Source organism: Streptomyces sp. 7N604 (assembly GCF_052245475.1).
GTDB lineage: Bacteria > Actinomycetota > Actinomycetes > Streptomycetales > Streptomycetaceae > Streptomyces.
This window is the reverse complement of the sequence record NZ_JBQQBX010000010.1, coordinates 91,039-111,952: the sequence shown is the minus strand read 5'-3', so window position 1 is coordinate 111,952 and position 20,914 is coordinate 91,039. Positions and strand designations below refer to the sequence as shown.

The window sequence follows — 20,914 nt, the reverse complement described above, 5'->3', positions numbered from 1 at the left end:
CCATGGAGCTTCGGGCCGCCTGCCCTCATCTGTCGCTGGTTCTGCCTCAGCAGTTCGATCTGCTGGGCCGAGGCCGGCTTGCTCTTCGTCACCGGAAGGCCATGCGACTTCGTCGCCTTGGCACGATCCTTGGTCCGCTCCCGCCGTTCCTTCAGCGACACCGGCTGCTGGTGCGCGGCAGGCTTCGGCCCGCGGTACGCACTGCCCGCGCCCCCACCTCCATCGTCAACCGCGACCCTGATCAGCCAGCCACCGCCCGCGACCACGGACAGCACCAACACCATGATCAGAACACGTAAGCGCGCAGACGCAGCCGTCAGCACAGCGATCCCCCCTCACAAACCATGCACCTTACGGTCACTCAGTGCACAACTTGTGAAGGATCTTGGTGCCCTTCGCGACGAAAGATCAAGGCCTGAAGTGTCCACATTTCCCAGATATGCCCCGAGCTGGCCGGAAGCCTTTATCGAAACGTTGCATGGCCAATGACCGTAATTCGCATGGTGATTACATATAACCCTTGATCAGCTGCAAAGCCGTCTTGTGCGGTCGAAGGCTGCATAGACAGGACACATGGAACGAGGAGGGCTCAAATGGACGGGCTCCTCGTATCCACGCGCAGGCTACCTGCAGCATCGACACCGCCCGGGCAGACGTCCGGGAGTGCCCCGGGCGTGGTCACATCAGGTCCGCGCCCGACCGGCAGAACGCGTCACCGCAAGACGCAGTGGGATGCTGCCGCTACCGGGGGCGCCGGCATCGCAGCGCTGTACAGCAATCCGAAGACGCCGCGACCGCGGCGAGGAACTCAGCCATCACGCTCCGATCAAACACCAGCGGCGGCATGTGCTTGTTCTTGGAGTCGCGGACCACTACGTACGGTCCGAGGTCGGCGATCTCGACGCAGTCATTGGCTCCGCCGCTGTAGGAACTTTTTCGCCAGCACGCATGGGAGAGATCGATATCGTGTGAGAGGGCGTTGGGCGTGCTCACGGGTGAAGCTCCTTGATGATCTGTGCGAGGCGGGTACGCGTCTCCGCCGGGGAGAGCGCGCAGCCTCTCAGGTAATCGAAGACTTCCTGGTAGTTCTCGACGTCGTCAGCAGCTTCGAGGTACACGGAGTTCTTGGGGTTCTCCAACCACACCAGGTCCGGGGTGGGGTCGGGGAAGGCGAGGATGACGAATGGGCCGTACAGCCCTGGGTGCGCTCCGAGGGAGAAGGGCAGGAGCTGGACCGTGATGTTCGGCTGCTCGTTCGCAGTCAGGAGCTTCTGCATCTGGTCGCGCATGACCGACGCTGACCCGATCGTGCGGTGGATGACCGCTTCGTCGAGGATGGCCCAGAGTTTGACCGGCTGGTCGCCAGCAAGGCGGCTGTTCTGTCGTTCGACGCGGACCTTGACCAAGGCTTCGACTTGCCCGGGCGTCAGGTCCATCCGCATCTGCGAGATGACAGCGCGGGCGTAGTCCTCGGTCTGCAGAAGACCTGGCACGAGCATCGGCTGGTAGCTGGACAAGGCGACCGAGCCGGCCTCCAGGGCTAGATAGCCGTCGTACCGGGTAGCCGTGAGGACGGTCGAGTACTTCCGCCACCAGGGCTTCTGCTGTTCCTTGTCGGCCCGTACGAGATCGAGGACGTCGTCGCGGTCCGCGGCATCGTCGATGCCGTAGCAGTCCAGCAGGGCCCTGACGAGGACGGGTGTTGTGCCACGCTCGCCGTTCTCGATGCGGCTCAGCGATCCTTGGTTGACCTCGAGTTGCTCTGCGACCTCGGTGAGCGTGAGTCCAGAGGTCTCGCGCAACACTTTGAGCCGCGCGGCGAGTTGGCGCCGGTAGACAGATTGGGGGACCAGGCTCCGCTTCAAGGCCATGCTGGAAGTCTGTCCGTCAGGCTCCACGGCTCACAACCCGAATGAGGCATGTTCTCCAGACATGTTGCCTAGCACGTGCGGCAACCGGCATGCTTCCTGGAGTCACGACGCGTGTCGTTCCTGATGCGCGCCGCAGCCGACCGATGTGCGTACCGCCATCGGCGTGCTCGCCTCTGCGTCGGCCGATATTGCCGTACTGGAGGATGTCCCCATGCCCCGGACGACCTTGTTCCGGCAGCTACTTCAGCAGCGTCATCTGACGAAGTACGAGGCCTTCGCGGTCCAGTACGAGCGTGCGGCCTCCGAGCTCGCCGAGCGCGATCGAGATCCGCGGCTCGCTTCGCTCACGGTGTCGCGCCGCCAGTTCGACCGCTGGCTCGGAGGCGAGCTCGAGACGACCCCGCGGCCAGACACTTGCCGGGTGCTGGAACACATGCTGGGCAGCCCCGTCTCACAGCTGTTCGCTGTGCCGGAACACCGAGCGACACCGCTACCGACACATTCGGCCAGCACCGGTCGGGCGGCCCCCACACCCTGGCCGGTGCAGCAGGACTCGGAGCGCCCCCAGGACATTATCGCCCGTGCTCGGCTACTCACCGCAGGAAATGTCGACGGGGCGACGCTCGCCTTCATCGGTTCGTCGCTGGAGAGCATCGTCGCACGCTACGAGCAGGATGGGCCGAGGGAGATGAGGGCCCAGGCTCGCTTGCTGCGGCAGTTAACGCACACGCTTCTCGATGGTCAGCAGCCGCCGGCCGCGCGGCAGGAGCTATTTCGCTTCGCTGCCCGGGCCGCCGGACTGCTTGGCTACATGGCTGTCAACACCGGCAACTTCACACTCGCCGAGGCGTACTGCACCGAGTCGCGCGACCTCAGCCAGGCGATCGGCGACACCGAGACCGAACTCTGGGCGAGCGGCACGCTCTCCTTCGGCCTGTACTACGCGGGGCGGTACGCCGAGGCGGCTGCGTGCGCTGCCGCGGCAGTCGACCGGGCACCGCGCAGCGCCCAGTCCGTCCGGCTGCTGGCAAACGGCAGGGCGCGGGCGCTCGCCAAGATCGGCGACCGCCAAGGGACCGACCGCGCCATCGGACAGGCTCTCGAGCTGTCCGACCTCCACGACGTGCCAGCCGGTATCACCTCGTGCATCTCCTTTGGACCGTACGGATACGCCAGGACCCTCGCGAACGCGATCACAGCTCAGGTCTCGCTCCACAACGTCGATCAGGTGCTCAACGATGCCCAGCAGATCGACGATCTGGTCGAGCACTCGGACTCCTCGTGGAGCCGATCGCTCGTCCGCCTCGACATCTCCACGGCCCTGCTCCAGCAGCGATCGCCGGACATCGAGCACGCGATGGCTCTGAGCAAGGAGGCGCTCGTCTTCTCCGGTGAATCGCCGATCAGGTCGGTGTGGCAGCGATCCCACGATCTCCGTGAGCAGGCCCGGCGATGGCGGAATCACCCGGCCGTGCGCGAGTATGACGACGAGCTCCGGGCGTGGAGCTCACAGCCAGCAGCCCTGGCCATGTCGCACTCCAGGGCACAGTGATGCCGAAGGAGAGCACTTGGTTCCCGTGCTCAGCGCGGACCCCGCCGCGTTTCCCGCCGAACCTCCTGCCAGCCTGAACGACCCGGTGACCATCGCGGCGCATGACTGGGCGGCCTTCAGCGCCCTGGACGAGATGATCGACCACTGGTCCCGGCCGGGGTGGTCCGACGGCACCAGGGCGTATTACTGGCTGCTGACCTTCCCGGATGCGCCAGCACTCATCGATCTTGCACAGCGCTGCCAGAAGGCGCTGGAGTGCTTCTGCCTCGATCCTGTGCCAGCACACGGTCTGCACATCACGCTCACGCGCGTCGGAGGACCGGATGCTCTCACGCACAGGCAGTTGGAGACGCTGGCGAACAACGCGGCAGACGCATTGCCGGGCGCCTTCTCCCTGCGGGCCATGCCGCTCGCCGGGTCTCGCGGAGCCGTACGCCTCTCCGTCGGCCCGTGGGAGCCGCTCGTACGCCTCCATGCCGCGCTGCTAGAGGCGGGACAACGGGTGGGCTTCGCCTCCAAGAAGCCGACGTCGGTCTTCCGGCCCCATCTCAGCCTGGCCTACAACAACCGGCGACGCCCGGCAGCTCCACTGACGGAGGCGATCGCCCCACTGCGGTCTCTGCACGCGGTCGATCTCGACGTCGCCGAGGTTCAGCTGGTGGAGCTGCGACGCTGCGGTGCCGAATACCGGTGGGACGTAGTGGAAAGCGTCCCGCTCATGGCTCCGGATCTCATTGGAGGGTCGGCGGGGTAGCGTTCGCGGCATCCAGCTCGATCACCGCGACAACCGCCTTGCCCTCCACCGTCGGCCAGACGAACCATTTCGCGGCCAGGACCTCGACAAGGTAGAGACCGCGGCCGCTCTCGCCGAGCTCGGTGCACACGTCGGCTGCCGACGTTCGCAGTCGGACTGCCTCAGCATCCTTCCCACAGTCGTGGATCCACATCACTGCGATGTCCTCGTAGACGTCCAGGTTCATGCACGAAGGCCCACCGCCGGCGTGCTGCCGCGCGTTGGTCACCAGTTCGTTCACGACGAGCACCGCATCGTCGATGCGCGAGCCGGAGGCTCGGCCGCTGAGGGCCTGACGCACTTGCTCGCGAGCGAGCACCTGAGGCTCGTTGTACCTGCTCAGGTCCACCCACCGGTGCTGGACGAGCCCGTTTCCGAGTTCGTGCGTCGTGACGTTGTCCGTTGCTGATGGGTGCACTGCCTTGCCTCGCTCCCTGTGGTTGGCCCGCTGGGCTTCACCAGCCTCCCGGGTGTGCGAGGTGCGCCGGTACGCCATACGGACGCCGCTCCTCCGCCTTTCTCCTCGCCTCGGGATGGCGGAGAAACGGCGGAGGGACGGCGTACCGCCGCCATTCGGCTTCAGCCACCGTCGTTCCTAGGCCCCTCCGCCACGCGATCACGTAGAAACCGCAGCGGAGATGGCCCACCAGCGCCCCGTACCAGCCGGTCATTCCCGCAGTGATCCCCGTCGGCTGGTACGGGGTTCCGCCCTCACGCCAGATCACGGGAGGCCTCCTCTTGATCAGCAAACAGCGCCTGGCAGCGGACGTCATCGCAAGCGCACCAGGCACCGTCACGAAGGGCTCGGTATGAGCACGAACGCCGTAGAGCGTGATGTCGATGCGCTGATGCTCGCCTTGGAGGACGAACACGGCCGCGCGGTCGTCACGCGCGGCGGGGTCGGCTGGCTGCAGGTGCAGCAGGTCCCTATCCGTCGGCTGATGATGCGTATGGTCAGGCGGCTGCATTCGCTGCGTGAGGTGCCACCGGCGAGCGATCAGCCGGACCTCGTCGCCGCAACCAGCAGCCCGTCCTTCGGCTACGTCACCTACGACGCGACCGAGGCCGGCATCTCCTACGTGCTGGGGTCTAGCAATCCAGGGCCCCCGGACGAGCAGAGCAATCCACCTCGCGAGAACCCTGTGCTCCCTCCAGAACTCCCTGCATCTCCCGTGTGCGCCGTCTCCTGGACGTCCCGTCACGTCGAGACGTTGCTCCCGGTGCTCGTCGAGCTCGCCGCGCGGGGCGTCCCTAGTGCCGTCATGGCCCTGGCCACGGAGGCGGACCAGCGCTTTCCCGACGTCCCTATCCCCGACATCAGCCTGGCGCGCCTTCCAGGAGAAGTGCTGGCCCACAGCGGTGGGCCTCCGGTCACGGAACTGCAGGCGTCACGGAGCGAGCGCACCGTAGTGATCGGGCGGCACGAGGTCTTGCTCGACCGGGTGGCGCAGCTCGCCACGCAGGTGCTCGCACGCAGTGCAGGCTGTACCCAGCCGTCGTGGACAGCAGCGGCACATGTCGAGCGCTGGCTCGATCACGTACTCGAGCAAGTACGCCCCGGCGTACTGCTGTGCAGCAACGACACCAGCCCGCTTGGCGTCCTGGCCGTCCGTGCGGCCGAACGCGCTGGTGCCGAGACGGTCTACGTCCAGCATGGGGCGTGGGTGGAGGGACAGGTTCCGTGGCGTGCGCAGCACTGCCGGCATATCGCTGTCATGGGAGCGCGGGATGTCTTCACCGCGCGGACGTGGACCCAGCGCCCCGATGCCCGCAGCTACGTCGTCGGGCAGCCACGCTTCGACACCCTCACCAAGGCCAACCGTGGCCCACAACGCTCCTACCTGGAAGGCGTGTTGAAGGACGAGGTCGGTGTCGTGCCGCAGAGGATCGCGGTCTGGGCATGCCAGCCGTCCAGGGAGCAGCGCATACTCGGCCAGCTCGATGTCCTGCTGGCAGGGATCCGGCGCACAGGCGGCCGTTGGGGGCTGGTGATCGCACCGCATCCGGCGCAGAGCCCAACCGCGTTCACCGCCCTGCTTGACGCGACCGGGAGCGCCGACGTAGCCGTGGCCGCGCCCGAGGTGGGAGCCCGCGGATGCCTGGCCGGTGCGGACGCGCTCATCAGTGCCTCATCCACGTGCGGGATCGAGGCCATGCTCCTGGACGTTCCGGTGCTGGAGCTCGCCCTCCCGGCAGCCCGCACCCTCGAACTCGCCGAGTACGGAGCCGCTCAGCGCTGCACCTCCGGCGAGGAGATCACCATGGCCCTCGCGCGTATCGACAAGACACCACAGACGGTACGGGTTCCGGCCGCGGCCAAGGCCTCGATCTGCCTGTGGGATGGCCGCAGCACCATCGACGTCGCCGACATCGTCATCAAGGCGCTGGCCGAGAACACCGCCATCGCGCAGTCACACGGAATGGATCAGCGATGACCGTCTCGTTCGAGGGCGACAGCGTCGCCCAGCTTTTTTCAGCAGCCGTACGCGCCGCGGCCGGATCGGGACACGCGGCGCATCCGCGTGGCATGCCGACGCGCGAGCTCCTGAACGTCCACCTCGTCCTGACCCGCCCCCGCGCCCGGCTGCTGCACTTACCGACAGGCCGGATCGTCAACCCGGCATTCGCGGTGGCCGAGACGGTCTGGCACCTGATGGGCACGGACGACCCGTGGATCTTCGACTACAACGCCCAGTTGCGCCAGTACGCCGACGATGGCGTACTGCGTGGCGCGTACGGGCCGCGCATGCGCCGCTGGGGCGGCAGCCTCGACCAGCTCGCCCGCGTCATCGCCATTCTGCGCCAGGACGCCCACTCCCGCCGCGCCGTAATCCAGCTCTACGACCCGGCCCGCGACGCCCTCGGCCACCGCGACGTCCCATGCACGCTCGGGTTCCGCTTCCACCTGCGGGACGGACGGCTGCACATGTCCACCTCCATGCGAAGCCAGGACGTGTGGGTCGGGTTCCCGTACGACATGTTCTTCACCACCGTGCTCCACGAGCTGATGGCGGGCTGGGTTGGCGCCCGGCTCGGTGAGTACCACCACCACGTCGACTCGCTGCACGTCTACGAGCGGGATATGGCCGCGGCCGCTGGCCTGCCCCTCGGCGATCCCGGGCCGGTCGCCGAGATGCTCCCGCTCGTTACTCCTTGGGACAGCTTCGACCGGCTCCTCGATCACGTGCGACACGGTGGCAGCCTCGGGGAGCACCCCGGGTGGGCGTCGATGGGCGATGTGATGCACAGCTACCGGCTATGGAAGGACGGTGAGCTGGAACGTGCAGAGCGAGCCGCTGAAGAGATTCCTGCGCCACTCGGCCCGGCTCTTCTCAGCTGGTACGCCCACCTCCGGAATCGTCGGAAGAGGGCGATCACGACGGGGGCCGGCCGATGAGCGCAGTGCTTGGGCTGTGCTCGTATACCCACGACTCCGCGGCAGCGCTGCTCGTCGACGGCCGGCTCGTCGGATTCGTCGAGGAGGAACGCCTGTCCCAGGTGAAACACACCAAGGAGTACCCACAGCACGCAGTCCACTGGCTCCTACAGAAGACCGACCTCGGCCCCGGGGACGTCGACAGGGTGGCCTACAACTTCTCCGGACCGCGGTATCTCATGGCTCTCCCGAGTGCCGCTGCTCTCCTCCGCTCTGGGCAGACGAGGGCCCGGGCCCTTCCGCGAGCCCGGGGCTTCGCCACCGTGGCCATGCGGACGGTGACGCGCGGACGCGCCCTCGGACGGAAGTTCCCGCGCGCACGGGTCCAGCACGTCGTGCACCACCGGGCTCACCAGACCTACGCCTTCGCCGCCTCCGGCTTCGACGAGGCTGCGGTGCTGATCGTGGACAGCCTGGGCGAGACCCAGACCACCACGATCGCCCATGGTCGCCATGACGACTCCGGACGCTCACGGCTCCGCGCCCTCCACGCGATCCACGACCCGGCATCGCTCGGCTACGTGTACGGCGCGGTCACCCAGCACCTCGGCTGGCGACGCAGCGACGAGGAGGGAACCGTCATGGCGCTGGCTGCGCGGGGAGACCCGACCCGATTCCGAGCGATCCTCGCCCAGGCGGTGCGCACCACGTCCGACGGGTTCGCCATCGACCCCACGCTCTTCCCGCCGAGGACACTGCAATCCGGAGCCGCACGAGTCACTCCGCAGTTCGTCGCGGCCACATGCCCACTGCGCAGACCGGATGAGCCCGTCGAACAGATCCACCGGGACCTCGCCGCCGCGCTGCAGGAACGCACGGAGACCGTGCTGGTCCACCTTGCACGTACGGCCCGTCGGCTGACCGGCTCCGCCCGCCTCTGTGTGGGCGGCGGTGTGGCCGCCAACTGCGTCGGAATCGGCCGGATCATCGAGGAGGGCCTCTTTAACGAGGTCTTCGTCCCCCCGGCTCCGGGGGACTCCGGGACCGCGATCGGTGCGGCAGTCGCCGTTCACCTGCTCGCTGGTCAGGAGCCGTTGACCGGCATCGCGGGGCAGTGCTACCTCGGCCCGTCCTGGTCGTCCGCCGAGGTGGACTGGGACAGATGGCCGGGCCTCCAGAAGCGGCGGCTGGGCGAAGACCGAGCCGACTTCCTCGCCGGCCAGCTCGCGCGCGGCCGCATCGTGGGCGTCTTCCAGGGACGGGTGGAGGCCGGTCCCCGCGCGCTGGGCAACCGCTCCATCCTGGCTTCGCCGCTGAGCGAGGGCGTCGTGGACAGGCTGAACGCGACGGTGAAATTCCGGGAGCCGTTCCGGCCCTTCGCACCGGTCGTACCGGCGCTGCGCGCAGGCGAGTACTTCTCGCTGGGGCAAGCGGCGCCGTTCATGTCGATGGCGTCCCAGGTCACGGCCAAGGCCCGCGAGCAGATCCCCGCCATCGTCCACGCCAACGGCACCGCCCGCGTCCAGACCGTCACCCCTGAGCAGAATCCGCTCGTTCACGCGACGCTCGAGGCCTTCGCGCTGCGTACAGGCGTTCCGGTACTGATCAACACATCCCTCAACATCAAGGGCAAGCCGATCTGCGGGACGCCGGACATGGCACTGGCCTGCCTGACCGAATCCGGGCTCGATGCGCTCCTTCTCGAGGATTGGTGGGTCACCAAATGAAGATCGGCTACAGCTTCTGGGGCTTTCTCGGCCCGGGTGTCGTGGACACCCCCGACGGAGGGCGCAGCCACCGCCGCCCCCTGGTCGACGCCCTCGCGGGACGCGGGCACGAGCTCGTCTTCCTCCAGGCCGACCGCGACCGGCTCGAAGCCGGCGACATGCTCCACTACAACTTCGACGCTGGGTTGCCCGAGATCGATGTGCTGTTCCTGGAGTGGCGCTGGCCCATCCCTGGCCGCAACGCAACGCCGTGTGGCAGCCCGCGCCATACCTGCGACCTGCACCGGCAGGATGAGCTGCTGCAGCACTACACGCGCAGGAGCCGCATCCCGACGATCATCTGGGACAAGGACCGGCGATTACCCGCCACCGACTCCTGGCGTCAGGTCCCGTGGGTCGCCGTGTGCGAAGCAGCCCTCGCGCCGACGCGGGGCGCGATCTCACTGCTCTTCCCCGTAGATGACACACGGCTCGACCGCGCGGCGCCCTCGACGCTCGCCTCGGCCGACCGCCCGCTCAGCCTGGCGTACGTCGGCAACCGCTACGACCGGGACGAGGCGTTCGACCGCTACTTCGCTCCAGCCGCAGCCCTCGTCCCGCATGCCGTGGCAGGCAAGTGGCCGGAGGCCGACCGCTGGTCACATGTGAACTTCCTCGGTCGCCTCGGCTTTTACGAGGCGATGGACATCTATGCCAAGGCCCTGGCCACCGTGCTTCTCCTGCCGCCGAGCTACGCCCGCGCAGGACAGATGACGCAGAGGATCTTCGAAGCCATACTCGCCGGGTGTCTGCCGCTGTGCCCGACGGAGATACGCCACGCCCACCACTTCGTCCCGGAGCCGCTGCTCGTCCGCGACGGCTCCGATGTCATCGGCAAGCTCCGGGAGCTCCGCGCGCAGGCCGGCACCCCGGCACACGCTCAACTGCTTGCCGAATGTGTCGACCGGCTCAAGCTCTTCCGGCTGAGCGAACAGATCCGAACGCTCGACTCCGTCCTGGACACCCTCGTCACCCGCGGGGCCGCCCGATGAGGCTGCCCGTCCTCACTACGCTGGAGCGCCATGAAGAAGGTCGCCATCGTCGGCTGCGGAGGCAGCGGCAAGTCATACGTCGCGCGGGAGCTGGGCCGCTTGCTCGGGGCGCCGGTGACGCACTTGGATGCCGCCTATTACGACGACGAATGGAATCAACTGCCGAAGGAGAAGTTCGAGGCCCTGCAGCGCGAGCTGGTGAGCGCACCGAGCTGGGTGATCGACGGCAACTACAACTCCACGCTCCAGGTGCGGCTCGAAGCCTGCGACACTGTGGTCTTCATGGATCTGCCGACGCGCAGCTGCCTCTGGGGCATCATTTCCCGCCAGCTCCGACATGGCCGCGGCCAGAACAAGGACAACGGGATCTACAACCGGATCCACATGGGCGTGATCCGCTACGTCCTGTCCTACCGCCGCACGATGCGCCCACGCGTTCTGAAGAAGATCGACGACTTCGCCAGGGACCACGCCGAGGTCGTCCTGCTCACCAGCCGTCAGCACGCACGAAAGTGGTTGAAGGAAACGGCAGCCAGGCTGAGCTGACGTCCGGGAGGCGCTTGCCGGACTGTGCATCGGCCATGGTTTCCGCAGCAACGCATGCCGTGGACACACACGTTGGCCGCCGCTCATGATGCGGCAGACCTTCGTCAAGCCGTACGCGAGCGTTGCGGCCCGCGTGAGAGCTCAGCGCAACCACTTGTGGCTCACCTCCCACGCCCAGCCCTTCGCCCTGCCGCGAATCCTCAGCTCCCGCTCCACCGAGCTGGAATTCGAGTGGATCAACGGCCGACATGCGAAGCCCCGCGACCTCGTGATGCTCGCTGCCCACCTTGGGGACGCGCATGGTTCAGCGTGGTGCGCAGGCCTCCACGGGGCCCGGCTCACGGCGGTGTACGTATGCGACGGCCACGTCATCCCTGATTTTGTCGGGCTCCGAGTAACCGCCCTGCGCCAGCGCTTCCGTGACGGCCACATCGCCATGGCCCAGGACCTCGACGAGGCCCTCGGCCTCCTCCATCACGGCACCACGGGTCCCGCCGCATTCTACAAGGACACCAATCCACGCAACATCCTGATCACTCCCGACCGCCGGCCAGTGACGCTCGACACCGACGACCTTTCGCTCGCCCCCTTCGGCTACGACCTCGCGAAACTCGTCGTCACCCTGGCCATGACGCACGGGGCACCCCCGGCCGACCACATCGCTCAGGCTCTTGCCGCCTACAACGCAGCCGCAGCATCGCACGACCGCGAGCTTGACGGCACGACCCTGCCGCGGCTCCTCCGGTACGCCGACCTCCACGGCGTCCTCACTGCTCCCTACGTCGGCAGAGGCGGCTACCGCTGGCCTTGGACGTGCCTACGTCCCACCGCGTCTTCACACACCTCCCCGAATCGCTCTCGCCTTTGGAGGCAACCGTGCCGCTGATAGAAGCCGCCGCCCCTGCGCTCACCGGACTACGCCGCGTCGTCGTCACCGGATCCGCCGGCTTCATCGGCTCCCACCTCACCAAGGCTCTCCTCCATACCGGCGTCACGGTGATCGGCATCGACCGCCGCACTATGGACAGCGACCCGGCTGCCGCCGCCAATTTCGCCGAATTCACGGGCTTCCCCAACTTCGTTCCGATTACGGCTGACTTGCTGGACTGCCCCATGGAACGCTTGCTGCTGGACGCCGATGTGGTCTTCCACCTCGCCGCACTTCCCGGAGTACGCCCTTCCTGGGGCCCGAACTTCGACGCTTACGTGGCCGCCAACATCCAGGCTGTACAGCGCGTCATGAACGCCGCGACCCGCCTCAAGATCCCCCGGGTGGTCCTCGCCTCGTCATCCAGCGTCTACGGCCCGACTGACGGTTCTCCCAGCGCCGAGACGGATCGTCCCCGGCCGGCGTCGCCGTACGCCATCACCAAGCTCGCCGCCGAGCAGCTCTGTCTGGCCCACACCGCCCGGCCGAGTTCAGCGACCAGCGTCGTCGCCCTCCGATACTTCACGGTGTACGGCCCCCGCCAGCGCACCGACATGCTCATCCACCGCGCCCTGACCGCCGCCCTGTACCAGACGCCCCTCCACCTCTTCGGCGACGACGACCAGCGACGGGACTTCACCTACGTCGCAGATGCAGTCCGCGCCACGATCAGGGCCGCTACCGCGCCTGTGACCAACACCGTGATCAACATCGGTGTCGGCTCAAACCGCTCGATCAGCGACATCCTCGCCATCGCCCAGCAGCTCACCGGCCGCCCCGTACCCGTCATACGCTCGAAAGCCCGCGCAGGCGACGTTCCGGGCACGCTTGCCGACAATTCACGAGCTGGCGGCCTCCTCAGTTGGAAACCCGAAGTCGACCTGACCACAGGCACGGAACAGCAGCTCCACCACCTCCGCACGCACAGAGATACTCACGACCCGGCCATGCCTGTGCCCGGTGTTAGCCCGTAGCCGTAGCTTGTCGCCCACGCCGTAGCCTCCCCGTTGCGCGTGCGGCGGTTGGTTATCGGTTGATCGCTTGGACCTCTTCGACGGTGACGTCTTGCGTGGTGCCGAATTGTCCATCGGGAAGCTGGCCGCCGTCCGTGCCGGTGCCGGTCCAGTGGATCTTCCAGGTGATGGTTGCTTTGAGCGGGTAGGTGCTGTCGCCGCTGGAACGGAGGTACTTCACGCCGCAGGGCGGATCGTCGTCGGAATGGCCTTTGGTGTAGGGCTGGCCGATGCGCCCGTCCTTGATCGGGCACTCGCCGGAGGCGGGGTAGGTTTCCGCATCCTTGGTGCCCGGTTCAATGCGAAGGGAGACCGGTTCCGCCGTTGTGGTCGCCTGGATGTTGAGAACGGGGACGGATGCGGTGACCGAGACGGGCTTGAACTCCGCGTTGTCCAGCCAGGCCCAGGTAGGCAGGTTGACCTTCGTCGCGCCCTCGGGGTTGAGCTGAACCTCCGTGTCGGGCACGCGTATCTCGGCGTAGGCGAGCTGGGCGAGGATCTCGGGCGTGACGGCCTCTGGGGTGTCGGCCGGTGGCGGGTCGCCCTTGTCGACCCAGAAGGGCGGCTTGGTGCACTTGTCCCACCCAGGCGGGTAGTTGGGGGCAGAGTAGGAGTCCCACCAGTAGCCCTTGCCGGACTTATCCAGGTTGAAGTTCTTGTACGGTCCGCCGTTGACGTACCGCTTGCGCTCCTCAAAGTCCCACTGAGGACTGCTGGACTCCACCTCCCAAATCTTCTCCTTGTACTTCTTGAACTGCTCCGGCGTGTACCTGGGCGCATACCAGCAGGCCGGCGGCGACCAGGTCCCGACCGGGGCAGGCGCGCCGGCGCGACCCCCGGATCCGTTTTTCGAGCGGTCGTAGACGACTGCGGCAGAGAGCGTGCCGTCTTCCTCGGCGTCGCCGGAAGTTTTGGCCTTGCCCCCGTTCGTGGCTCCTCCGTTTCCGTAACCGGCCCACGCCGGACCTGCTGTGAGCAGGACTGTTGCCACGGAGGCGGCAAAGCCTAAGGCGGTGGGGCGCTTCAGGCTCAGGCCTGGCATTCGGAACTCCCCCTCTGAGACGTCAACTCTTCCGTGACCCAGACGCCTTGATCGTTTGCGCGAAGTCGGCTGGCATAGATGACGAAGTCGTCCTTCGACGGCTTCGTCACGCTGGTCTTCCCCGTCTTGAGGCTCTTGTTGTACGCCTTGCGCTGGTCCTCGCAGTAAACTAGAGAGGCGGTCTTGTCCTTCTTGACCTCGGCTCGGGCGTTGTAGAACCTCTTGGTCCCGGTGATGCGGTTCTTGTTGTCGACGAACGACTGGATGAACTCCTGGCTTCCGGCAGCTGCCGTCCCCTCGGTGTAGAAGAGGTATGCCTCGTGCGTGGGGTTCTGCTCGGCGATGGCCATGTCCACGGCTTTGATCATCTGCTCGGTGTCAGCAAGGACAGCGTCTTTGTCCTGGTTGCCAGTCTTGGCCCAGTCAAAGTTGTAGGACAGGTCAGACGGAAGCTTGAATTTCGGGCGGCTCACCGAACCTGACTGAGACGAGGGCGACGGGGACGGCTCGCTGCTCTTCTCCTCCGCGCCGGCGATCTTCCCGTCGCCCTTCTCCTCGCCGCTGCTGCACCCTGTCAGGGTGAGGGTAGCGGCTGCGAACAAGGCGGCCGTGGCTGTCAGCGTGCGCTGTTGCAACTTCAACTCCATGCTCCCTAAGGCTGAATGGCGTGGTTACGCTACTGCACACACGTGTCAGTTCCGTAGCGAGCCTTGCGCAGTCCGTATCGCTCTGGCCAAATCACGTCGATGCGCTCGGGTGGTACCCACCTCGGCCTGGATGAACTGGCAGCAATTCACCCCATTTTGCGCCTGTTCTATCGCGATCAAATCAGGACGCTGGGCGATCCGCCCCGGAGCACCGGAAGGGCACGTGAAGGCCAGGACGGGGCCCGGCGGCCGAGGGGGGAGCGAACAGAGGTTCATGGCCCTCGCTCACCCGGCTGAGCCGTCGGCGCATCACGACCGTGACAAGTACATCACCCCCTGGGTCGGGGCGCGACGGACGACCGCGCGCGAACCGACTGCCGTGAAACGTCGAAGCCTGCTGAGCGCTTTGAAGCGAAGCCTGGAAATGATGTCACCGGAAGTCGCACTTGGACGGAATTCGTGCTCTGCGGCCGAGTTCCCAGAAGATTCCGAGCGCGCGTCCACCTCGAGGACTGCGACCAAGAAGCTTGTGCAGCTCATGTGGTGGTGTTCCCACTCGGGGCCGCGGCTGTCGTTCACCATAACTGTCCAGGTGCCGGGGTCCTGTCCCGGACGAGCGAGCCAGAAGACGAACTCTCCGTTCTCCGTGGTAGCCCATGGGATGACGCGGCTGCCTTCCTCTCCCAGCTCGCTGACCAGGCCATCGTTTTACCCGGGCCCTGCTGGTTGATCTCCAGGCCGCCGAACTCGGTGATGAACCGTCGTGTGGCTTGGTGGATCTCGAAGCCTTCGTCGCTCTCGTGCAGGACGCGTTCCACTCCGCGGTGGGCATCGGAGGCCCGGGGTATCAGCCGGCCAGCCCCAACCGCGGTCAGTGAGCGCGGACCAGCGCTGCCGGACGTCGCCTACACGTCAGGTCAGGTATCGTCGCAATTCCGGATTGATTCAAGCGTCGGCGGTTCCCCACCCCAATGAGGCCTCTGGCGACCACGCGCTTCCCTTTGTAAGTTCCATTTCGCTGAGCGAACATGCACCAGCGACGAAGATGATCCAACGCAGTTCCTCGCAGCCCACCACAGCCTCACCGCGGGTGTCGATCCAAATCTTCACACTCGTATCTGTACTACGCGTGATATCCCACCAAGACCAGTACCGTAGCTGAGGATCGAAGCAAGAGATCCACTCCTGCAGATCCCATCTGTCCTCCCCGCGCATCGACTCGTACTGCTGGGCGCCACGCTCGCTGAAGCTGTTGCTACCGGATTCAGGCGCATGCTTATCACGCTGCGAGCTGATCTGTACAAGCCAATGGGGAAGAGGCTCCGACGGGAGCTCATCGACATCGAAGCTGTAATTTTTGGCAATCCCCACGGCGCCTGCGAGCGCCTCCCGAACTCTGGAGGCGTACTGATCGAGGGACCCCTCAACTTCGACTTCGAATACGCCCAATGAATGGACTGCACTGCCCATGGCAGGCGGAGCAGCAGTGAGCCTGAGCAACTCGTTCTCGAAGCGCGTGTCTGTCAACTTCTTCCTCCGATGATCCGCCCCGAACCCTCGATGATGACGCCGTTCTGCAACTCATCCAGCATATTAGGGGGTATGCCGTAAAGGTCCGGACTTACGTGTGGATCAGAAATCTCCGGCCTCTCGGCACGCAGATGACGATACTCTCTTGGGCTGAGGCCCATGCCGCGAGGCATCCGTTGGGGTAGGGCGAGGTCTCGGACCCTGTCTACGTAGGATGTGGGAACGTCGAAGGCTACTATGTACCCGTCGCCGCCTCTGAAGTTGAGAGAAGGGGTGACGTCCCCGCTCATGTTGAGGTACAGCCGCCCGTCACCGTTGATAGTAACGTTGCCGTTTTCATCAAGTTCCAGCCTTCGGCTGTCCGGATGATCTGTTTGACGACGGTAAATGGTGGTCGTGCATTCGGTTGGAGCCAGTCCGCCGGGGTCGGCCCAAGTGCTCGGGTTGTTGACATAGCCGTAATGATTGGGGGCGGGCTCAAGCCCCAGTGGATCCGGGGTTACGTAGCGGGCGAACTCGGGATCGTAATAACGGAAGTAGTTGTAGTGCAGACCGGTTTCGGGATCGTGGTACTGTCCCGGAAAACGCAGGGGGCAATCCACGGGCCGGGTTGCATGGGATCCCCCAATCGGCAGCCCCCATACCGTACGACACTGCTTCCACACAACTTCACCGCTGGACGAAACCAGTTCGGTGGGTGTTCCCACGAGGTCTGAGACGATGGCGTAGTAGCGGGCGTCGATTTCAGACTGACTGAGTTCATTCAGGTCGGACTCGGGGTATGGCTCGTTGCCGCCTGCTTTCGTCCCTTGCTCCATCTGAGCCAGGGGTCGGTGAGTGCCAGGAACATAGTCCCACGTGGTGTGCTTGTGGCCGGTGGTCTGCTCGGCCAGCCGCGTGCCGTCCCAGACGAAAGTAATCTGGTCCTTGATGTTCCCTTCTTCATCAAGGAGCTCCTTCGCGATTCGACGACCAAGCGGGTCATAGGCGTACCGCCATCGCTGACCGTCGGGCGTCTCCACTCCTGTGAGGCGATCCTCCGCGCTCCAGGTGAACGTCCATGTGCGTGACTGGCCATTGAGCAGTCGGCGGGTCTTGCGAACGAGCCGTCCCTGCGCGTCGTGGTCGAACCTCGTGCGGGAATCACGACGTATCAAGGTGCCAGCATATTCAATATCGCCAACGCTCCGCCGTTCCGGTGCATCTGCATGAATCAAATTGCCGGTATCGTCGTAGGCGTACCGTTCGACCTGCCCGTGGGCATGAGCAGCTGTAACTCGACCGTGGTGGTCAAGCACATGCTCTTGCACGCCCGTGGAGAGTTCACGGATCTGCGTGAGGAACCCGTCCGGTCGATATGAATAGCTGCGGTGCTCGATCAGCGTCTCTTGGCGCACACTCTCGAGATCGGAGTCGAGCGCTGAAACAGTCTGGGCGACAAGCCGGTTCGCCATGTCCCACTCCTGGGACAGCGCCACCCGGTCTCCCCATCGGCGTCGGATTTCGCGCCCCGCCGCATCGTATGAGAATTCCAGCCTGCCGGTATTGGTCTGGAGAGACGTCGGGCGTCCGTCTGGATCATAGGACCATTCGGACATGACATTGGCAGGGGTGAGACGACTGCTGCGACGGCCGAGTTCGTCGTAGGTGTATCGCATAGTGCGGCCGTTGACCGTCTCGGCCAGGATGCGCCCCAGCCCATCCCGCTCGATGGTGACCGTGCTGTCGGGATTGGCTGCCTGGACCAATTGTCCCGCCGCGTCGTACACAAATCCTGCGGTGGTCTTGCCATCGACGACCGTCTTCCTGGTCCGGCCAAGACAGTCGAGAACGTAATTGATTCGCTGACCTGCGCCATTGGTCCGGGAGGTCAGTCGCCCTGCACCATCGCGGCCATACTGCGTTAGACGGCCATTGAAGTCTGTCTCCGAAATCCGTAGGCCCGATGCATCGTGGTCGTACGACCACGTCAATCCCTGCGGATTCGTTATGCCGATCAACCGAAGTTCGGTGTCGTATGTGAAGCTATACCGCGAACCATCATGCGTGATTCGCGATGTTGGCTTGTCGAAGTGAGTGAATGTGTAACGAATGGTTTGGCCGACTCTGTCGGTGTGGGCGAGAAGGTTTCCCTCCCCATCCCATTCCCATATCTCAGCGGGGTCATCACCGATCTGGCGCTGTACTAGCCTACCTTCCGTGGTCCAGTTCAAGTTGACGGTATGGCCTAGCGGATCACTGATATTTGATATGCGGCCGAAGGCATCGCGCGCGACGCTCGTGACATTGCCCAAGGGGTCGATTATTTTTACAGGGAGTCCCGCCGCATTGCAGCTGATCTGCTGACTTCCGCCAATTGAATCGGAAACGGAGGTCAAGTTCCCGTGCTTGTCATAAGTGAACCGGGTCTCGGCTCCCGATGGGCTGACAGTGAGAGTGCGATTGCCCCGCTCATCGTAGACATGACGCCAGATTTTCCCTCCTGGCTCATGTATTTCCACGGGCAACTGCGCGTCGTTGTACACGGCCTTTGCCGAGGAGCCGTCCTGGCGAATGATGCCGGTAAGGCAACCTGCCCCGTTGTATTCATAACGCACCGTGTGGCCAAGCGCGTCGTTCTGGGACAGGAGTTGATTGCGACGATTCCACTCATTACGCCTGGTGTTCCCCAGAGGGTCAGTAATAGCTGCGAGCTGGCGAAGCTCGTTGTAGCGACATGTGGTGGTATGGCCTAGGGAGTTCGTGTAGCGCGTTTCCCGGTTTTCGGTGTCGTACGTGATGGTGCAGGAAAGGAAGCCTTCGGCGCCTTCGCCGCGGATGCATCGGTCCTGGTCGTCGTAGGTGAAGCGGTACCAGGAATCGTTGCGGTCGGTCCAGGACGTGATGCGGGCCCGGTCGTCGTAGGTCAGCTTGAAGGGGAGACCGGAGGAGTTGTAGACCTCGGTGAGGTGGCCCTCGGTGTTGTAGCCGTAACGCAGGAGGGTGGTGCCTTCGGGCCCGCCCTCGGGGTTGGCCAAGCGCAGGCGGGTGATGCGGTCGTCTTCGGTATCGATGTGGATGTGGTAGCCGCCGGAGTGGCGGACCGCGGTGGGGGTGCCGGATTCGTCCCGGTCAAAGTCGATACGGTGGCCGTTGCGGTCGGATATTGCGGCGAGGGGCATCGTGAACGCACTGTCAGCGGACGCGGTCTTGGCCAGCGGGGCGAAGTGACGGGTATGGCCGGTCTGTGGGTCAGTGATGCGTATGGGTGCGCCGGGCGAGCCGTCCCAGTCGAGGGGCCACCGCGGTCCCTCAAGCGGCAAGACCGATGCGCCCGGTCCTGGGACGGGGTACACAAGGATCATGCCGTCTTCGGTGGCGAACAGTGCCCCGTCGTTGTCGAGTTCGAGTCGCTCGTCGAGCGTGGAGGCCCAGGATTCGCCAAACCAGCGGCCCCACCGGTAGGTGGACAGGTGGGTACGGCGCAGGACGAGCGGGAGCAAGCCGGGGAGCTCGACGTCGGTCTCTTCCATAAGCATTTCGCCGGAGACCATGTCGATCGGGTCTCCGCCCTTGCACCGAACCTTGGTCGGCTTACTCTTGCCGATCGCATCGTCTGCGCCCTTGCGCAGGGAGTTCAGGCTCTTGCCCAGCCCCTTGGCCATGCCCTTCAGGCCAACCGTGCCAAGGCTCTTGAGTCCCTTGGCCAGCCCGCCAAGGGTGGTCAGGCCCTTCATACCCGGGATGCAGTCCAGCGCCGCGAATGCCACATCCCAGAGCGTGGCTTGACCGTTGGCGTACTTATGGAGGGTGTCGGCAAGAACGACGAGGGCGGCGATCAGGACGATCGCGCCGAGGATCGGCCCGCCGATGATCATGGCGATGATGCCGACGATCGCGACGACGACCTTGCAGACCGCGACAATGGTGTCCCAGTTATCGGAGACCCAGTCGACGGCCTCCTCCCACCAACTGCGGTTCTGAATCCCGGCGTCGGAGGCCTCTTCCAGCTTCTTCTTCGCCTTCTCCGCCGCCGTCTCCCGCAGCTTCTTCGCATCCGCGGCCATCTTCTTGGCCGCATCCAGCGCCGACTGCGCGTTGTCGACGGCCGTTTGCGCGGACTGCTGGGCGTCCTTGGCGTGCGTGGCGTTGCGGGTGGCTGCGCGGACCTCCTTCTCATCCGGCGGCGGGATGTCCTTCTTCTTGCCCGCGTCCTCGTACTCCTTGGCCTTCTTCCCCGCCCGGTCCACCCAGTCGTTCGCCGACTCCAGGCGGGTGTTGGCGGTCGAGAGGTCGCGACGGGCCTCCCGGCCCTTCTCCAGCGCGCGCCGGGAGTCGTCCTGCGCCTTCTCCAGCTCCGGCCAGTACGCCGCCAACGCGTCCCCGGCCAAGTCATAGGACTTCTTCAGCTTCCGCAGATTCTTGGGAACGTCCTCGAACTCCGCGGTGAAGGCGTCCGCAGACTTTCCCGCCCACCTCAGCAGCGCATCGTCCTCGGCCATGCCCTTGATCTGCCGCAGCGCGTCCCCGACATCGTCGGCGAAGTCGTGCAGCCTCCGCGCCAGCCCCTTGACCCGCTCCGGATCCCCCGGCACCGGATCCGACTCCAGGTCAAGGACATGCCAATCCGTCGGCCGATTCCCCACCCCGAACAACCCCCGTCGCACGACATGACCGCAACCTATAGGCGTATGAATCTAGTTGATACGCCTGACGAGACGACAGGAGGCACTTCGTCAGGCCGGGGAGCACCTGAATCCGCGCGTCATGGTCAGGGGGAGCCACGTCTGAAGGGACGCACCGCCCCGCGATGCGAGAGCTTCAGCGCACGATGCCTTGATCACGTCGTGACTGCGGCTTGGGCTCGCATGTCGTGAAT

The 20,914-nt window shown here is 65.4% G+C and carries 17 protein-coding genes; 9 read left to right on the top strand and 8 right to left on the bottom strand.

The annotated features are described in order from the left end of the window. Nucleotides 1-741: 741 nt before the first annotated feature. Together ACTWP8_RS13135 and ACTWP8_RS13130 are read right to left on the bottom strand one after the other, a co-directional pair. Nucleotides 742-993 (bottom strand): DUF397 domain-containing protein, encoded by a 252-nt coding sequence (locus ACTWP8_RS13135; protein WP_443322319.1) that lies wholly within the window; start codon nt 991-993, stop codon nt 742-744. Further along, nucleotides 990-1,871 carry a helix-turn-helix domain-containing protein gene (locus ACTWP8_RS13130; RefSeq protein ID WP_443322318.1) on the bottom strand — a complete coding sequence of 294 codons (882 nt, stop codon included), beginning with the start codon at nt 1,869-1,871 and terminating at the stop codon, nt 990-992. The genes ACTWP8_RS13135 and ACTWP8_RS13130 overlap by 4 nt, the downstream gene beginning before the upstream one ends. Before the next feature lie 211 nt (nt 1,872-2,082). Between ACTWP8_RS13130 and ACTWP8_RS13125 the strand changes: the two genes are divergently transcribed. Continuing rightward, nucleotides 2,083-3,423 carry a hypothetical protein gene (locus ACTWP8_RS13125; protein WP_443322317.1) on the top strand — a complete coding sequence of 447 codons (1,341 nt, stop codon included), beginning with the start codon at nt 2,083-2,085 and terminating at the stop codon, nt 3,421-3,423. Between the two features lie 25 nt (nt 3,424-3,448). After that, complete coding sequence (locus ACTWP8_RS13120; RefSeq protein WP_443322399.1) at nt 3,449-4,177, top strand: 2'-5' RNA ligase family protein; 729 nt, start codon at nt 3,449-3,451, stop codon at nt 4,175-4,177. On the opposite strand, the gene ACTWP8_RS13115 is transcribed toward ACTWP8_RS13120, so the two are convergent. Then, nucleotides 4,155-4,712: an ATP-binding protein gene (locus ACTWP8_RS13115; RefSeq protein ID WP_443322316.1), complete on the bottom strand. Its 558-nt coding sequence runs from the start codon at nt 4,710-4,712 to the stop codon at nt 4,155-4,157. The two genes, ACTWP8_RS13120 and ACTWP8_RS13115, sit on opposite strands and share 23 nt — an antisense overlap. A gap of 313 nt (nt 4,713-5,025) precedes the next feature. On the opposite strand from ACTWP8_RS13115, the gene ACTWP8_RS13110 reads away from it, so the two are divergent. From ACTWP8_RS13110 to ACTWP8_RS13080, 7 genes are all read left to right on the top strand, one after another. Further along, entirely contained in the window at nt 5,026-6,651 is a 1,626-nt protein-coding gene (locus ACTWP8_RS13110; RefSeq protein ID WP_443322315.1) for a hypothetical protein, read from the top strand. Further along, nucleotides 6,648-7,613, top strand: a complete 966-nt coding sequence (locus ACTWP8_RS13105) for a thymidylate synthase (RefSeq protein WP_443322314.1) — start codon at nt 6,648-6,650, stop codon at nt 7,611-7,613. The genes ACTWP8_RS13110 and ACTWP8_RS13105 overlap by 4 nt, the downstream gene beginning before the upstream one ends. After that, nucleotides 7,610-9,319, top strand: a complete 1,710-nt coding sequence (locus ACTWP8_RS13100) for a carbamoyltransferase family protein (RefSeq protein ID WP_443322313.1) — start codon at nt 7,610-7,612, stop codon at nt 9,317-9,319. Before ACTWP8_RS13105 ends, ACTWP8_RS13100 begins: the two co-directional genes overlap by 4 nt. After that, on the top strand, nt 9,316-10,350 hold the full coding sequence (locus tag ACTWP8_RS13095) for a glycosyltransferase family protein (protein WP_443322312.1): 1,035 nt from the start codon (nt 9,316-9,318) through the stop codon (nt 10,348-10,350). Before ACTWP8_RS13100 ends, ACTWP8_RS13095 begins: the two co-directional genes overlap by 4 nt. Before the next feature lie 30 nt (nt 10,351-10,380). Beyond that, the gene (locus ACTWP8_RS13090; RefSeq protein WP_443322311.1) at nt 10,381-10,896 is read left to right on the top strand and encodes a topology modulation protein; all 516 of its coding nucleotides are present in this window, start codon (nt 10,381-10,383) and stop codon (nt 10,894-10,896) included. A gap of 85 nt (nt 10,897-10,981) precedes the next feature. Beyond that, entirely contained in the window at nt 10,982-11,782 is an 801-nt protein-coding gene (locus ACTWP8_RS13085; protein ID WP_443322310.1) for a phosphotransferase, read from the top strand. Further along, nucleotides 11,773-12,798 carry an NAD-dependent epimerase/dehydratase family protein gene (locus tag ACTWP8_RS13080; RefSeq protein WP_443322309.1) on the top strand — a complete coding sequence of 342 codons (1,026 nt, stop codon included), beginning with the start codon at nt 11,773-11,775 and terminating at the stop codon, nt 12,796-12,798. Before ACTWP8_RS13085 ends, ACTWP8_RS13080 begins: the two co-directional genes overlap by 10 nt. 52 nt (nt 12,799-12,850) lie before the next feature. On the opposite strand, the gene ACTWP8_RS13075 is transcribed toward ACTWP8_RS13080, so the two are convergent. From ACTWP8_RS13075 to ACTWP8_RS13055, 5 genes are all read right to left on the bottom strand, one after another. Further along, nucleotides 12,851-13,879, bottom strand: coding sequence for a hypothetical protein (locus ACTWP8_RS13075; RefSeq protein WP_443322308.1), 1,029 nt, complete (start codon nt 13,877-13,879; stop codon nt 12,851-12,853). Continuing rightward, a complete protein-coding gene (locus ACTWP8_RS13070; RefSeq protein ID WP_443322307.1) occupies nt 13,867-14,526 on the bottom strand; it encodes a hypothetical protein in 660 nt (219 codons plus the stop codon). Before ACTWP8_RS13070 ends, ACTWP8_RS13075 begins: the two co-directional genes overlap by 13 nt. Nucleotides 14,527-15,101: 575 nt before the next feature. Then, complete coding sequence (locus ACTWP8_RS13065) at nt 15,102-15,374, bottom strand: SUKH-3 domain-containing protein (protein ID WP_443322398.1); 273 nt, start codon at nt 15,372-15,374, stop codon at nt 15,102-15,104. Nucleotides 15,375-15,471: 97 nt separating this feature from the next. Continuing rightward, nucleotides 15,472-16,053, bottom strand: coding sequence for a hypothetical protein (locus tag ACTWP8_RS13060; RefSeq protein ID WP_443322306.1), 582 nt, complete (start codon nt 16,051-16,053; stop codon nt 15,472-15,474). Further along, on the bottom strand, nt 16,050-20,630 hold the full coding sequence (locus ACTWP8_RS13055; RefSeq protein WP_443322305.1) for a DUF6531 domain-containing protein: 4,581 nt from the start codon (nt 20,628-20,630) through the stop codon (nt 16,050-16,052). The genes ACTWP8_RS13060 and ACTWP8_RS13055 overlap by 4 nt, the downstream gene beginning before the upstream one ends. Nucleotides 20,631-20,914 lie beyond the last annotated feature (284 nt).

Coding starts and splice junctions, on each gene's coding strand:
- ACTWP8_RS13100 (WP_443322313.1), top strand. CDS start 7,610: ATGAGCGCAGTGCTTGGGCTGTGCTCGTATACCCACGACTCCGCGGCA.
- ACTWP8_RS13075 (WP_443322308.1), bottom strand. CDS start 13,879: ATGCCAGGCCTGAGCCTGAAGCGCCCCACCGCCTTAGGCTTTGCCGCC.
- ACTWP8_RS13085 (WP_443322310.1), top strand. CDS start 10,982: ATGATGCGGCAGACCTTCGTCAAGCCGTACGCGAGCGTTGCGGCCCGC.
- ACTWP8_RS13110 (WP_443322315.1), top strand. CDS start 5,026: ATGAGCACGAACGCCGTAGAGCGTGATGTCGATGCGCTGATGCTCGCC.
- ACTWP8_RS13105 (WP_443322314.1), top strand. CDS start 6,648: ATGACCGTCTCGTTCGAGGGCGACAGCGTCGCCCAGCTTTTTTCAGCA.
- ACTWP8_RS13070 (WP_443322307.1), bottom strand. CDS start 14,526: ATGGAGTTGAAGTTGCAACAGCGCACGCTGACAGCCACGGCCGCCTTG.
- ACTWP8_RS13125 (WP_443322317.1), top strand. CDS start 2,083: ATGCCCCGGACGACCTTGTTCCGGCAGCTACTTCAGCAGCGTCATCTG.
- ACTWP8_RS13130 (WP_443322318.1), bottom strand. CDS start 1,871: ATGGCCTTGAAGCGGAGCCTGGTCCCCCAATCTGTCTACCGGCGCCAA.
- ACTWP8_RS13095 (WP_443322312.1), top strand. CDS start 9,316: ATGAAGATCGGCTACAGCTTCTGGGGCTTTCTCGGCCCGGGTGTCGTG.
- ACTWP8_RS13115 (WP_443322316.1), bottom strand. CDS start 4,712: ATGGCGTACCGGCGCACCTCGCACACCCGGGAGGCTGGTGAAGCCCAG.
- ACTWP8_RS13090 (WP_443322311.1), top strand. CDS start 10,381: ATGAAGAAGGTCGCCATCGTCGGCTGCGGAGGCAGCGGCAAGTCATAC.